The sequence below is a fragment of the Bacteroides sp. D1 genome, assembly GCF_000157095.2.
Lineage (GTDB): Bacteria > Bacteroidota > Bacteroidia > Bacteroidales > Bacteroidaceae > Bacteroides > Bacteroides xylanisolvens.
The window spans coordinates 1,117,442-1,133,692 of the sequence record NZ_JH114350.1; the positions used below are offsets into that span (position 1 = coordinate 1,117,442).

The window sequence follows — 16,251 nt, forward strand, 5'->3', positions numbered from 1 at the left end:
TTGGCAATTGGATGTTACCTTTCGAGAAGACTACAGTAAAAAGGTGAAAAATGCAGCCAGAAACTTTTCGGTGGCAACAAAGATGGCACTTACCATACTAAAGAAGGATAAAACAACAAAAGGAAGTATGAATCTGAAAAGACTAAAAGCCGGATGGGATGAAAAATATTTGTCACAACTTTTACAGAACAATAATTTTTAATGCGTCTGCCCTGTCTACAGATATTTTTCCTTGCGCTCACACCCCACTGCATATTTGAGAAAACAGAATGATTTAACATACTATTTTTCATATCCAATCTTTTTTAATACTCCCCATGATAATACTCACTATAAAAAGTCCAATCGAATAATTTTACGCGGTGATAAATGAAATTAATAGAAAGCGATTACCTTTGAAGAAAAAGTCTGTAATTTGGTCAAGAGAAAAGTACAATAGGTCAAAACATGGATATTATAATTCGCTTTATTTGCACTACCATTTTAAATCTAATTGTATTAATCCTTATTATAAACTTTAATATCTGCACTATGAAGAGAAAAGTACTATTAAGCACATTGTTTCTAATACTACATTTCACTGTAGCATTAGCACAGCAAGTAACTATTTCAGGGCAAGTGTTGGATGAGAAGAGTGAACCTCTTATCGGTGCCACGATAAATATCGAAGGTACCACCAATGCAGTAATCACCGATTTAGAAGGAAAGTTCACGATAAAAGTACTTCCTTCTGAAAAACTGGTCATCAGTTATCTGGGATATAAGCCCAAAACTATCACTATCGGAAAGAACCGAAGATTTGATATCATTCTAGACCCTTCAGTCACAGAGATGGATGAGGTGGTTGTTGTAGGCTATGGTAGCCAGCGAAAAAGTGATATTGCAACCGCCGTTGCTTCTGTGAATATAAAAGATATTGTAAACAGTAGTTCTACGCAGACGTTGCAAGCACTACAAGGCAAAATCAGCGGAGTACAGATTATCCCCACAGACGGTTCATTGTCAAGCGGAATGACTTTCAGAATCAGAGGTGTCAACTCCGTCACAGGAGGAACCCAGCCTCTCTTCGTCATTGATGGTGTACCAATGCCTACTCAACAGATCACCAATGAAGATACCGAAACGGTAAACAATCCTCTGCTGGGACTGAATCCAAATGATATTGAATCCAATTTGAATTATTGGAATCCTCGTCCTATCAAAAAGGATAATCCATATTTGACCGTCCAAAGGAAGCTCTCTCCACAGACTGTGGAGGATTTCGCCAATAGACTGTTCATCTACCAGGTAGGAAAAAACAATCATATCGGCTTTCCATTCCGCAAACCCTCCCAGATGGAAATCCTTAACTTTGAAATGAGGAACTATTTTGCAGAGACCAATACCAATTATAAAGCCTTTGCCACGGGTGGTGACAAGGCACAAAGCTGTTGGATGGCCAATTTTGTTCCTTTTGACAAGGTTACAGACATATATCTCTTTGAATCCGCTATTGACGCAATGAGTTTCTACGAAATAAACCATTATACTAAAGAAACCACATGCGCATTCATAAGCACGGGGGGATATGTCACCAAATCCCAAATAGAGAATATAAGCCGTATATTCCCATCTGATAAGGTAAAGTGGAATTGTTGCTATGACAATGATGCCAGCGGTAATGGTTTTGACATCACCACAGCATATTATCTCAAAGGTGAGGAATGTAAAGCTTTTGCAAGGACCAACACTGGAGACACATATAAGACCATCTATTTAAGTTTCCCGGATGGAAACACACAGACCTTCAAAGAAGATGCATTTTCCTCCGGCGAGTATCTTAAACAACATGGTATAGACAATGTAAATATCATCAAACCTTCACGGTACAAAGATTGGAATGAGCTTCTTGTCTATTACAAAAGATTTGATTTGAACCTGGGTCCAGGAATGAAATTCATTCCGGCTATCGAAAAGACCATATCCCAACTGAATCTAAGAGGATATGAACAATTGGCCAATAGTATCAGTTCTTCCACAAAAGAACTGGTGGATTCTCTGCTTGAGCAAGCCAATTACTGCATTTCCGCACCTCTTGCCGAGAGCGGCGCTTATACTCTTATGGTAGACTGTAATATCTTCATGGGGCTGGACACGATGGTACCGGTACCAAGCAACTTATATGTTATAGAAAAGTGCACGCAAAAAAAGATATCGGCACATGCCATAAATGAATTTCTTAAAAAAGAATATATAAACATTTTTAGAGACATGAGTTCATCTGATTTCAAAAATTTTCTAGAGAAAGACATCCTAACTTATACAAAGGGTGCTGTAGAAAAGAATTTTGAGAAAGTGATATTGACTTTCGGATGGAGCCTTAAACCTTCAATTCTAAAAAAAAAGAGTTTTGACTTAGAACATGGTATATAGCATAACAATACAGCATGATACCATAATAGTAGCTGTTTCAAGCAGACATGTTGTCACAATTCCTGCCAGGTTTAATGGAATGATTCTCGGGCTTTGGAACTTGATACAGATTTTCGTTGCCTACTGTAATGAGAATCCGAATTGGGTGAGTAATGTCCGGTCACTGTGGGGTGACCGATTCAAATAGGGACAGGTATGGAACGGATGCCTATTCATGCCCCTATTATAGCTGACACATGGACTTTTATACATTCTTGCACTTTTTAAGTGGGTAAAAAAGTACTATTTGTATTTTATACAAAAAATTGTTTGCTTAATGAAATGGAACATACATTGCCAATGATATTTAATACCTATATATAGGTATTAGATGCGTTTTTATACCCAAAAAATGGTATTTTTATAATCTTTTGTAATATCTAATTTTGCGTCCTAAAATAGATCTTTTATCGAAGAGAGATACAGTTTCCTTATATTTGAACTGGGGCTTCTGTAAAGTGCGATAAATATGAGGCTGGAACGGAGCTATCAGAAGAATTTTGGAGAAAATCCGTTTTTTAACTTAGTTAGATCTATCAATGAAAATATAAGTATTTATCTGCGTTGTATTAAGATATAGCATATCAGAACTACAACCATCCCGTTTTTTATTTAGATTTGCAGTTTGCTTTTAATCACTCAAGATCCGTATTACTATGTATGGAACTTAAATAAAGTACTAATATATATTGGATTTTCCTAAATATAATGCAGTTGCTATATTGTTAGACAACAGACGGTTGAGGTCTGTGAGATTATGCAACGGCACCAACAAAAACAACATGTATTTTTAATAATTTTAGTTTTGTTACACACAATGGTTTGTTTTAATTTAAAATTTACATATAATTTTGCATTATTAATAAATATGATGTTACTTATGAAAAAAGGTATTTTGGGGTGTAATATTATATACTTGTTTATACTTATTTGCATAGGAATTGCCCTCCCTATCAAATCGCAAAACAATTACAAAGTAAAACTTACAGGCATTGTTTATGAGTACGACCACAACAACAAGCGTTTGCCTTTAGAATTTGCAGCTGTGTCTATTCCTGAAATTGCACTAGGGACAACCTCTGATGAAAATGGTAGATACATACTGGAAAACGTACCTACTGGTAAAATTCGTATGCAAATTCAATATTTGGGCAAAGTCTCCATTGACACCTTAATAAATGTAAATAAGGATTTGGTTCTTAATTTTACAATGAGGAATGAGGATTTTAAGTTGAAAGAAGTTACAGTAACTGCAACCAACAGCCGTTCAGGCAAATCCACATCTTCTCACATTTCCCGCTCTGCTATGGACCATATGCAAGCGACCAGTTTATATGATGTAATGTCATTGATGCCAGGTGGAATTTCACAGAATCAAGATATGAGTTCGGCACAACAGATTAACATCCGTCAAGTTTCCAGTTCCAGTGGTCCGGAAGCTCCGATGAATGCTATGGGCACCGCAATAATTCGTGATGGTGCCCCCATCTCAAATAATGCTAATCTATCTGCGATGAGCCCTACGGTATTAAGTGGTACGGAAACACCCGCTTCATTGGCCGGAGGTGCCTCGCCGGCTGGTGGAACCGATGTTCGTAGTATTTCTACTGAAAATATAGAGTCTATACAAATCGTTCGTGGTATCCCTTCTGTTGAATATGGTGATCTGACCTCAGGAGCAGTAATTATTAATACAAAAGCTGGTCGTGAGCCGCTACGTGTCAAAGCAAAAGCCAATCCCAATATCTATCAGGTGTCTATGGGAACCGGTTTTGAACTTGGAAAAAAGAAAGGCGCTTTAAATGTAAGTGCAGATTATGCTTATAATACGAATAATCCAATATCCAGTTACCAGCACTATCAGCGTGCCACAACAAAGTTGCTCTATTCAAATACTTTCTTTAATAATAAGTTACGTACCAATTCCAGCTTTGATTTTATTTATGGTAAGGATCAACGTGAACGTAATCCTGATGATGAACAAACTAAAACAGCTTCGGAAGGCCGCGATATAGGTTTTACTTTGAATACCAATGGTACATGGAATATAAATAAGGGCTGGTTAAAAACACTACGCTATGTATTGTCAGGTACGTATATGGATAAAGACAGTTATTATGAAACCGTATACAGTTCTGCTACATCTCCTTATTCCATGACCACTACAAACGGTGCGGTACTTAGTAACTTTGCAGGTCAGCATATCTATGATGCCAATGGTAATCAAATTACTAATTTTGGACCGGAAGACATAAATCATTATGCTGTTTATCTACCAAGCAGCTATTTGGGACACTATGAGATCGATAGTCGTGAAGTTAATTTGTTTGCTAAAGTGACGAGTTCTCTATTCAAGGCGAGCGGTCATGTAAACAACCGCATCTTGATTGGTGCGGATTTCCGGAGTGACGGTAACGTTGGTAAAGGAAAAACTTATGACCCAAGTACTCCTCCTTATCGTAGTCAATACGGTCATAATTCATCTTTCCGTCCACGTAACTATAAGGATATTCCTTTCATTAACCAATTTGGTGCATATGTGGAAGATAATTTCAAATGGTCCATAAGCGGTACGCATGATTTGAACATTCAGGCTGGTGTGCGTTATGATCATACCTCAGTAGTAGGAGGCATTTTCTCGCCACGTGTAAATGCATCCATTGATTTGATTCCGAATCTATTAAGTCTTCAGGGAGGTTACGGTATTGCTGCAAAGATGCCTTCTCTTCTCTATTTATATCCAGAAAATGCATATTTTGAATATATCAATATAAATGAGCTTACCAATGAAAATATTCCGGAAAGCCAGCGCTTGTTTATGACTACCACAGAAGTTCGGCAAGTAGATAACTCAGATTTGAAGATTGCCCAAAATCATAAAGCAGAAGTCGGTTTTAATTTACGAGTGGGTAAAACCAATCTGAATGTAATAGCTTATAAGGAGCGTCTGAAGGATGGTTATGTAATGAGCCAAACCTTCAACACCTTCAATACATTTATCTACAATGAATACCAGCGCACAGAAAACGGGATAGAGCTTAGTAGTAGCCTACCGGTATTGTCTACTTATGCAAAACCAACTAATAATTTAAATATAGAAACTAAAGGTTTAGAATTTGATTTGAATATCGGACGTATTGATGCTATCCGTACGGCCTTCCAAATAAATGGCTCATGGATGCGTACTAAGAGTTGGCGTCAGGGTTATAGCTTCTATGACAATAGCGAAGATGCTGCTTCAGCCCGTAAACCGGTGGCCATTTATTCTCAAGAAGGCAATGCAAGTTACAAACAACAATTTGTAACGACTTTACGTGCCACTCACAATATCCCGCGTATCGGTTTTGTTGTTACGATGACAGCACAAGCTATTTGGCAGCAGTCTAATTGGAATACATTTGGAAACGATTCTATACCTGTGGGCTATTTAGCATTGGAAGATGCGTCTGTAAATATGTTTCCCAAGGGGAAATATACCACTACCCAGCAAGTAAAGGATGCAGGATATGGATATATGTTGAATAATGTAAGTCATAATAATGCTATAAAAGAATCATACAGTCCTTATTTTTGTTTTAACTTGAATGTAACTAAAGAAATTAGCAATATGCTACGTGTTTCTTTCTTTGCCAACAATATGTTCAGAAGTTATCCGCGCAGAGAATCCAAACGTAATCCGGGTTCATATATTCAATTGAATAACCGATTTTTCTTTGGGCTGGAATTATCACTCACTTTATAATGTTTAGGAAGTTATGAAAAAATATTTAATATATTTGTTTACATTGGCAAGTACCCTTTTGATAGGATGCGATTCGTTCAGGGACATGTCTGGCACAGCAGAAGTGAATCCTATCACAGTGGATGTATATTTGGATATTACCGTTGAAAATATATCCACACTGAAAGATCTGACTGTAAAGTTCGACAATTACGATGAAGATTTACATTATGTAAAAGAAGTAACTGATAATAGTGTGAAAGTTGACGGAATTATCCCCGGAATTTATTCGGTAACAGTATCCGGTACAGCGATCGATACAGAAAACAATGAATACTACATCAATGGCAATTCTGTAAATGCGGCATTATTTAAGCATGGTAGCGCATTGAATATTGAAGTACAAGGGCTTAAAGTGAGCCCATTAATATTCAAGGAGATTTATTATTGCGGTAGCCGTCCGGAAAAAGGAGGAGTCTATTTCCGAGACCAGTTCTATGAGATATACAATAACTCTGCTGACATTTTGTATTTGGACGGTATTTATTTCGCAAATTTAACTCCGGGTACAGCTACCACTAAATTACCTATTTGGCCGGAAGCGGACGGTAATAATTATGCATATGGAGAACGTGTGTGGAAATTTCCAGGAAATGGAACCGAATATCCGTTAGCGCCAGGTGAATCTTGCATCATTTCTCAATTTGCCGCTAACCATCAGTTGGACATCTATAACCCTCAAAGTCCTATAGACGGCAGTAGTTCTGAGTTTGAGTTTAATATGAATAATCCAAACTTCCCTGACCAGGCAGCTTATGATATGCAACATGTTTTCTACCAAGGAAAAGCAGAGATGGGAAGTATACCACAATATTTGACATCCGTATTCGGAGGTGCTTATGTGATTTTTCGTGTTCCTGAAGGAGAAGCTTGGGATCCGGTCAACGATGAAAATATGAAGACAACAGATCTTAGCAAACCGAACAGCAATGTTTATTATGCAAAAATACCTATTAAATATGTATTGGATGCTGTTGAAGCAGTAAACAATGAGTCAAAGATGAATGCAAAACGTGTCCCCGGTGTACTTGATGCAGGTATTACTTGGGTAGGAGCTACTTATTGCGGTTTAGGTATTGCTCGCAAATTGTCCACAGACGAAGAAGGTAATCCTATTATTCGCGAAGAAACAGGTACATATATATATCAGGATACAAACAACAGTACGGATGACTTTGAACGTGGCGTTGTTCCTGTAATGCGTCGTAATGGAGCAAAAATGCCTTCATGGAATCACACATTGTAATAATTAACTAAAAAGACAGAACAATGAAAAAACAATATATGAACTATATGAAAAGCTGCCTGCTGGTAATGATAGCCTGCCTTGTAAGTATGGTGGGAGCGGCACAGGGCTTCTCTCCCGCCGCTATGGAACAATTGAAAACAAGACGACTATGGTCTCATTCACAGAATGCTGCCGGTATGCCATTCGATGATATTCAGAATTATTCGAATGTTATATTGGGATATGACTTACAGGACGGAAACTATTGCCGTCCGCAAGAGGGGCAGAAAGAGGCTATCGTAGGTGTATCCAGTGAAGGCTTTATCAATCTGAAAAATGCATATGTGTGGGGAGCATTTAATTTTGCACAAAAAAATCTGACAGATGCCGGATATAACGCCTCCATTGCCGATCCATTCAGGGGAATGCCTTACTATGTCGCAGACCAGCACTTAAGCAAATGGAGAAATCAATATTACGATCTGAAGTTTCGTGCAGCTACTCCTTTACTTGGTAATCATTGGGCATTGGGGTTGGAAGGTAATTATGTAGCTACATTAGCTGCCAAACAGCGCGACCCGCGTGTGGATACCCGTTTTTATACGCTGGGACTGACGCCGGGGATTACTTACAAGTTGAATAATTCACACAAGTTTGGTGCAAGTTTCAAGTATAGTTCTATCAAGGAAGACTCAAGAATGAGTAATGTCAACTCTTATGTGGATCAGGACTATTATATATTATACGGTTTGGGAACAGCCATAAAAGGAATAGGCAGCGGTGTAACCAGCAATTATATTGGAGACCGTTTCGGTGGAGCTCTCCAGTACAACTTCAGTATGCCCTCTTTCAATTTACTGCTTGAGGGCAGTTACGATGTAAAAGCGGAAACTGTTCAGCAGAGCTATACGACTCCTAAAAAAATAGCCGGTGTAAAAGATAAAACTGCTCATGTTTCTTTAACGATGATTCAGGAAGGAAAGGACTATACCAATTATATGAGAACCACATATACAAATCGTAACATCGATGGTATTCAGTATATTTCTCAACGCGATAACTCTGAATCACAAAGTGGCTGGGTGGAATTATATAATAACATCCGTTCTACGTACAAGGCACAAACCGCTTCTCTTAATTATGCATTAAGCAGAAACCGCGGGAATGAATATAGTTGGAAAGCAGAATTAAATGTGAATTATACCAAGCAAGACGATGAATATTTAATGCCTAATTCTGTACAGAATGCAGAAAATTTATCTTTAGGCTTAGGTGGCAAAAAAAATTTTGTTTTAGGCAATAGTTTGAATCGCAGGCTTTTAATAGATGTTCATGTTGCGTATAACAATAATCTGGGAGGTGAATATGTATATGGTGGCAGCCATGCAGACTATCCAACTGTAACCGAATTACAACAAGGGCTGACTAATTATTATACCTGTGATTACTATCGTATTGGCGGGTCGATAACGTATTCGCAACAAGTCAGAGAAAACAGACGTATGAACTTATTTGCAAAAGTTGTATTCGATCGTGTAAATACCTCTGACTATGATTATGATGGGCGTACTCATTTATCGATAAGTTTAGGATGTAATTTTTAATGCTACATAACGAAATCTATATTACAAAACATGCGTAAATTAATAACTGGAAGTTTGATGCTCTGCAGCATATTATCTCTGCGGGCACAGACATTTGTTAAACCGGCTGTGAAAGTAAAGGACACCTCTTTTGCTGTAATTACAGATAAAGGGACATTTCAGGCTTGTGAAGCCGAGCTTAAAGCCTATCAGGAGATTCTAGGAATGGAAGGGTTGCCTACGTTCATCGTATACAATGAATGGAATAAACCGGAAGATGTAAAGAAAGTTATTGTTAAGCTCTACAAAAAGGATAAATTGGAAGGAGTGGTATTTGTCGGTGATATCCCTATTCCAATGCTCCGCAAAGCCCAGCATATGACTTCCGCTTTTAAAATGGATGAGAAAAACAATGACTGGAGAGATTCTTCAGTGCCCAGCGACCGTTTCTACGATGATTTCGACCTACAATTCGATTTTTTGAAACAGGACAGTGTCGAAAATAATTTCTTCTATTATAATTTGGCTATAAAATCTCCACAGCAAATTCGGTGTGACATATATTCTGCACGTGTCAAAGCTGTTGATAACGGCGAAGAACCGCATGCGCAAATCAGCCGCTATTTTAAAAAAGTGGTGGCTGAGCACCAGATAAACAATAAATTAGACCAATTCTTCTCCTATACAGGTGATGGCTCTTACTCTAACTCATTGACTGCATGGACACCGGAAACCTTTACTATTCGCGAACAAATGCCGGGCGTATTCGATAAAGAGGGACGGGCCCGTTTCATCCGTTATAATTTCAGCGATTATCCCAAGGACGATGTCATTAATATGCTGAAACGCACAGATCTGGACTTGTCTATTTTTCATGAGCATGGTATGCCCGAACGTCAATATCTTTCCGGTAGTCCCGCTACTAATAGGTGGAATGCTCATGTAGATGCAATGAAGTACTATTATCGTGGTTTAGCGCGTAGAAAGCAAAACAACAAAAAGTCTTTCGACGAAATGCTGGATATGATGAAAAACACATACGGTTTGGACACTACTTGGATTGCAGGCTATGATGATCCCAAAGTAATTGCAGAAGATTCTTTACTAGACCTGCGCACCGGTATTATCCTGTCGGAAGTTACAGAGTTTAAGCCTAATAGCCGTATGGTAATTTTCGATGCATGCTATAATGGTGATTTCCGGGAAAAAGATTACATTGCCGGACGTTATATCATGTCGGAAGGAAAATGCGTAACTACTTTTGCCAATTCAGTCAATGTACTGCAAGATAAAATGGCAAACGAGATGCTCGGCCTGTTAGGTATGGGAGCACGAGTGGGGCAATGGGCTAAATTGACGAATATTCTCGAATCGCACATTACCGGTGACCCTACTCTACGTTTTCAATCTATCAATGAGGTAGATGCCAATGCTTTGTTCAAAGAACCATATAGCGAGTCCCGCATGTTGGAGTTATTACAGTCGCCCTATGCCGACATACAGAATTTTGCTTTGCACAACCTTTATCGCAATGACTATCCGGGTATTTCTGATTTATTAAGAAAAACTTTTGAAACTTCCTCGTTCATGATGGTACGTTTCACCTGCTTGGCATTGCTTGAGAAGATTAGTGACAAAAACTTCCGGGAAGTCTTACACTTGGCCATTACGGATTCCTATGAATTTATTCGTCGCACCTCTGTTCGTATGATGCAACATGTGGGACTGAACGAGTATGTTTATCCGCAAATCAAAGCCTATGTAGAAGACAACCTATCCGAGCGTGTGGCATTTAATGTGAGTTTGGGGCTTCAAGTCTTTGATCAGGCAGCCGTACAGGCGGCAATTGATAAAGTAATGGCTGAGACCTATGTGTTGCAAGACAAGGAGGAGATGCGTAAGGTTTTGGAGAATGCCAATAATAGTCGTAGCATGCAAAAAGAGTTATTAAGCAAAGAAACTTCCGAACGTTGGCGCATCCTTTATTGCAATTCTCTGAAAAATCATATGGCACATGCCTGTGTAGACGGCCTCTTGGCTTTACTTACCGACTCCAGTGAAAGTGAAAAGCTAAAAACCTGTTTATTGGAGGCTTTTGCTTGGTTCACTCATTCTTATCGGAAGCCTGACATCCTTCGGGTATGCGATCAACTGAGAAAAGATAAGAGCTTATCCGAGAACCTTCGTGAAGAAGCCGACCGTACATATTACAGACTTAAAAATTAATTGGCCATGATTAAAAAAATAATATATCTGGCATTTCTTTTGCCATTGGCAGGAAATGCACAAACAACAGTCATAAAGCCATTGGTCAAACAACCTACCGCTTTTGCTATCATAACAGATAACCAAACTTATGCAAATACCAAAGATGCCATGCATCAGTACAAAACTGCGGTTGAAGATGATGGTTTGGCAACTTATCTGATCAGCGGTGACTGGCAAAATCCAGATCAAGTCAAACAGATAATCATCAAAACATATCAAGAATGCCCTTCATTGGAAGGTCTGGTTTTAATCGGCGATGTGCCTGTCGCATTGGTACGTAATGCGCAACACATGACTACTGCATTCAAAATGAATGAGAAAGCCTTTCCTTGGGATCAGTCTTCCGTACCTACCGACCGCTTTTATGATGATCTGAACTTAAAGTTTGAGTTCATCAGGCAAGACTCAGTAAATCATCAGCATTTCTACTACAAATTGACAGAAGACAGTCCCCAGCGGCTAAATCCTACTTTCTATTCAGCTCGTATCAAGTATCCGGAAAAAAAGGAAGGGGATAAATATGCGGCCATTGCCTCATATCTGAAGAAAGCTGCTGCTGCCAAGGCAGATAAGCATAATCAATTAGATCGGGTATTCTCATTCAATGGTGCTTCTTACAATTCCGATTGCCTGATTGTATGGATGGATGACGAAAAAGCTTATATGGAGAACTTTCCATTAGCTTTTGGTCGTCAAATGGGATTCAAACATTGGAACTTCCGAATGAAACACCCTATGAAATATAAGTTATTCAGCGAATTGCAACGAAAGGACCTTGACTTATTTATGTTTCATGAACATGGAATGCCAACAGGGCAGCTTATTAATGATGAATTGGCATGCACTGATTTCAATAATCGTTATAAAATGTTGAAGAGTACACTTTATAATGCAGTCATGTCCCATGTTGGAAAACGTGACAAAGACACCTTACGTATTCAGATGCAGGAAAAACGACAAGTGAATGAGGTGTTTTTTAAAGACCTGGACAATCCTAAGTTCTGGGAAGCAGACTCTCTTCACTACGCTGATGAACGTATCGTAACGGAAGATTTAATGAAGAGAAATCTTTCCACTAATCCGAAGATGATAATGTTTGATGCGTGCTACAACGGTTCTTTTCACGAAAACGACTATATAGCAGGACAATATATCTTTAATGACGGTCAGACATTAGTAGCACAAGGAAATACCCGTAACGTATTGCAAGACCGCTGGACTATTGAAATGATTGGTTTGTTGTCCCATGGTGTACGAGCCGGGCAATACAATAAGCTAATCGTATCACTTGAAGGTCATTTGTTTGGTGATCCCACTTTCCGTTTTGCTCCTATCGAAGCCAATACTTTAAGTACCGATATAACAATACACAAAGATGACAAAGCCTATTGGAAGAATTTGTTAAACAGCCCATACGCTGATGTACAAAGTTTGGCCATGCGTATGCTGGCTGACGCCGATACCCAAAAGGAATTATCTCCGTTGCTCCTGAAGAAGTACCGGGAAAGTGGCTTCAATACGGTTCGTATGGAAGCTATCAAGTTGTTGAGCCGTTATCAGGACGACAACTTCATCGAAGCATTACGCGAAGGTTTGAACGATACTTATGAAATGGTAGCTCGCCAAAGTGCCATTTATGCTGGATTTGTAGGTGACGATTCCTTATTGCCCGCTATTGTGGAAGCATTGGTCGAACATAATGAACGCTTACGCGTACAAATGAGTGCCAACAAGGCTTTAAGCCTTTATCCGAAAGAGAAAGTAGAAAAGACAATAGAAGACTTTTATGCAAAAGTTGACCGTTTGAATGAAAACGAAGAGAAAAAACGATTACTAAGAAGCCTGGAAAGAATGTTTGTACAAGAGGCAAAAGTCCATCAGACCTTGATGGATGTAGCTGCACCGGAAGCAAAACGTATCAGTGCAATCCGCAATGTGCGTAACTATACATTCCATTTCCACGTGGATGATTATTTGAATGTAATTCGTGATGCCGGTAATCCACAGGAAGTACGTGTAGTAATGGCCGAAGCATTAGGTTGGTTTACTAATTCTGTACAACGGCCACACATTCTTGAAGAAATAAAGAAGATGCAACAAACAGCCAATCTTCCGGAAGATTTAAAAGCAGAGCTTGAACAGACAATCAAAAGATTAAGTTTATAAATATGAATAAATACATCCTTTTGGCAATTACCGCTTTGTGCTTACAGGATATGCAGGCGCAAACAGTTGTACATCCTAGTATAAAAACAAAGACTACTTTTGCAATTGTAGTCGATCAGAAAAGTTATGATGAAGCGAAAAGTGAAATTGATGCTTATCGTACCAGTATAGAAAAAGAAGGTTTAGGTACTTACTTGCTAATTGATGATTGGAAAAGGCCCGAACCTATTCGTGAGCAACTTGTCAAATTGCATGAGAATGAGAAAACGCCTTTGGAGGGTTGCGTATTTATAGGTGACATCCCTATTCCAATGATTCGTGATGCACATCATCTATCTTCGGCTTTCAAAAGGTCTCCCAAAGCCAATTGGCAGAAATCAAGCGTTCCTTCCGACCGTTATTATGATGACTTCGGATTAAAATTTGATTATATTAAACAAGACAGTTTGATACCTGACTATCATTATATGACATTGCGTGCTGATTCTAAACAGTATATTTCACCGGATATTTATTCGGCCCGTATCCGTCCATTACATTTAGAAGGTGAGAACCGTTATCAGATGCTACGCGATTACTTAAAAAAGGCAGTTGCCGAAAAAGCAAAGCAAAATGCATTTGACCAACTGACTATGGCCCGTGGCCATGGTTACAATTCTGAAGATCCTTTGGCATGGAGCGGTGAGCAAATAGCCTTACGTGAGCAATTGCCGCAAATATTCAAATCGGGTAATACAGTGAAGTTCTATGATTTTAACATGCGCTATCCGATGAAACCATTATACTTGAACGAGATTCAGCGCGAAGGATTAGATGTCATGCTATTCCATCACCACGGTGGCCCCACCATGCAGTATATCAATGGCTATGAAAATGGTTCCGGTATTAATTTGAGTATTGAGAATGCCAAAATATTCTTGCGAAGCAAAGTGCCTTCATACGCCAAGAAACATGGGCGTGAAGCTGCTATCAAAGAATATGCCAAGCAGTATGGGGTGCCTGAAAGTTGGTGTGCGGAAGCTTTCGATGAGGAGAAAATAAAATCGGATTCCATTGTAAACCGTAATATGGATATCTATACTGAAGATATTCGTCTTTTGACTCCTAATGCGCGTTTTATATTGTTCGATGCTTGTTTCAACGGTTCTTTCCATTTGGATGACAACATTGTAGGCTCTTATATATTCAATAAGGGTAAGACCATTGCTACTATGGGATGTACGGTTAACACCATTCAAGATAAATGGCCGGATGAATTTCTCGGCTTGTTAGCTGCCGGTATGCGCATCGGGCAGTTCACTCGTTTTACCTGCTTCTTGGAAAATCATCTGATCGGTGACCCGACTTTTCACTTCACCAATAATGCCGGGCTGGATATGGACATCAACCAAGCTTTAGTTGCGCAGGAAGGAAATGTTACATTCTGGAAAAAACAGCTGAATTCCCCTATGGCTGACATGCAGGCAATGGCGCTCCGTCAATTGTCAATGGCAAATTATAGTGGTCTCGTTGAGTTGCTGAAGAAAAGTTACCACGAATCGAACTATTTCGTTGTGCGGTTGGAAGCATTACGCCTATTAGCTTTGAACTATCCGACAGAGGTTGCCGATGTATTGCAGACAGCCATGAACGACAGTTATGAACTGATCCGTCGTTATGCGGTGGAATACGTTGAAAAGAATTGCAATCCGGAATTGTTGCCGGCATGGATAGAAAGCTATTTATTACGCGGACATGAAAACCGCCATCGTTTCAGAATTTTTAGTGCTATCAACACGTTCGACCATGATATGGCTTTGAATGAATTGAAGAAACAGGCTGCCGATTGGTCTTTCTACGATTCTTCCTATGTGAATGAATTGTTAGAATACCTTCCTCGCCAAAAGAAAGGACTTGAAAGAGATTTTGCACTTATTGACAGTCCGGAAAGTACTACCAAACAGATACAAAGCGAAATAAGTAGGTTCCGAAATAAACCTATTGCTAAAGCTATTGAGCCATTACTGAACATTATAAAAAATGAAAGCCAAGAAGAAGAACTTCGCATATTGGCTGCTGAAACATTAGGCTGGTATAATTTATACTATAATAAAGCAGATATAATCAAAGAACTTAACACATTTAGAACTTCCAATCAAAAGCTAATGAACGAAGTTACCAAAACAATTAATAGGCTGAAAAGTCAAAATAGGTAGAATCATCCAAACGATGAGATAGACCGGATCCAAAGGGCGGTTCTGCCATTCCTGAGCAGCCTGGTTGACTTTGTTCGTGATGATGGAAATAGCTGATGTGGACAGTTCTATCTCATAGATTTCACGCATCTCCTCTTCTATGTCTGACACGCTCATTCCTTTGGCATATAGGGAGATAACAAGTTTTTCTTTAATATTATCGACACTATACAGGGACATTCAGTAAATGTCTATAGTATAACTCCTCAACCAGTTCCAGACACCAATCATTAAAACAGGGATATTCCTAAAATAATAAAATTTAAGGCAACTAATTCATTGCGAGTTAGTTGCCTTTTTTGTATCTTTAAGCATTCCCCCCAAAAAACGGTTTGACGGCCAAAACGGGGGTAATCTAAAATAAAAACACATGGTAAAGATACAAAAAATCTCAGAAATCGAACCTCGTTTAGGTTTTACCGAGTTCGATATGCTAAAAAAATATCGTCAAAGTTTTGCAACGAGTGAATTAGGTCGCCTCCATGCTCTGTTTCCTTTCTCGGAACTGGCCCGACAAATGCATTTGAAGTCCTCTGCTTT

General features: G+C 39.0%; 8 protein-coding genes and 2 pseudogenes. 9 read left to right on the forward strand and 1 reads right to left on the reverse strand.

Annotated elements, in window-relative coordinates; all coding sequences use genetic code 11:
- The 8 genes from BSAG_RS25850 to BSAG_RS00545 form a co-directional block, all read left to right on the forward strand.
- The coding region (locus BSAG_RS25850; RefSeq protein WP_008997785.1) for a hypothetical protein at positions 1-202 on the forward strand (202 nt) is incomplete at its 5' end.
- Positions 203-531: 329 nt separating this feature from the next.
- On the forward strand, positions 532-2,412 hold the full coding sequence (locus BSAG_RS00575) for a carboxypeptidase-like regulatory domain-containing protein (RefSeq protein ID WP_004327093.1): 1,881 nt from the start codon (positions 532-534) through the stop codon (positions 2,410-2,412).
- Positions 2,413-3,322: 910 nt separating this feature from the next.
- Complete coding sequence (locus BSAG_RS00570) at positions 3,323-6,193, forward strand: TonB-dependent receptor (protein WP_004312957.1); 2,871 nt, start codon at positions 3,323-3,325, stop codon at positions 6,191-6,193.
- 13 nt (positions 6,194-6,206) lie between these two features.
- Positions 6,207-7,478: a DUF4876 domain-containing protein gene (locus BSAG_RS00565; RefSeq protein WP_004312956.1), complete on the forward strand. Its 1,272-nt coding sequence runs from the start codon at positions 6,207-6,209 to the stop codon at positions 7,476-7,478.
- Between the two features lie 23 nt (positions 7,479-7,501).
- Complete coding sequence (locus BSAG_RS00560; RefSeq protein ID WP_004327091.1) at positions 7,502-9,064, forward strand: DUF6850 family outer membrane beta-barrel protein; 1,563 nt, start codon at positions 7,502-7,504, stop codon at positions 9,062-9,064.
- 30 nt (positions 9,065-9,094) lie between these two features.
- A complete protein-coding gene (locus BSAG_RS00555) occupies positions 9,095-11,269 on the forward strand; it encodes a HEAT repeat domain-containing protein (RefSeq protein WP_005651733.1) in 2,175 nt (724 codons plus the stop codon).
- A 6-nt stretch (positions 11,270-11,275) separates the two neighbouring features.
- On the forward strand, positions 11,276-13,477 hold the full coding sequence (locus BSAG_RS00550) for a HEAT repeat domain-containing protein (protein WP_004311266.1): 2,202 nt from the start codon (positions 11,276-11,278) through the stop codon (positions 13,475-13,477).
- Positions 13,478-13,479: 2 nt separating this feature from the next.
- On the forward strand, positions 13,480-15,672 hold the full coding sequence (locus BSAG_RS00545) for a hypothetical protein (protein ID WP_004311265.1): 2,193 nt from the start codon (positions 13,480-13,482) through the stop codon (positions 15,670-15,672).
- A gap of 3 nt (positions 15,673-15,675) precedes the next feature.
- Here the strand turns inward: BSAG_RS00545 and BSAG_RS00540 are convergent.
- Positions 15,676-15,849: pseudogene (locus BSAG_RS00540) on the reverse strand (transposase); the annotation flags it as partial.
- Positions 15,850-16,081: 232 nt separating this feature from the next.
- Here BSAG_RS00540 and BSAG_RS26125 point away from each other — a divergent pair.
- A pseudogene (locus BSAG_RS26125) lies at positions 16,082-16,251 on the forward strand (DDE transposase); the annotation flags it as partial.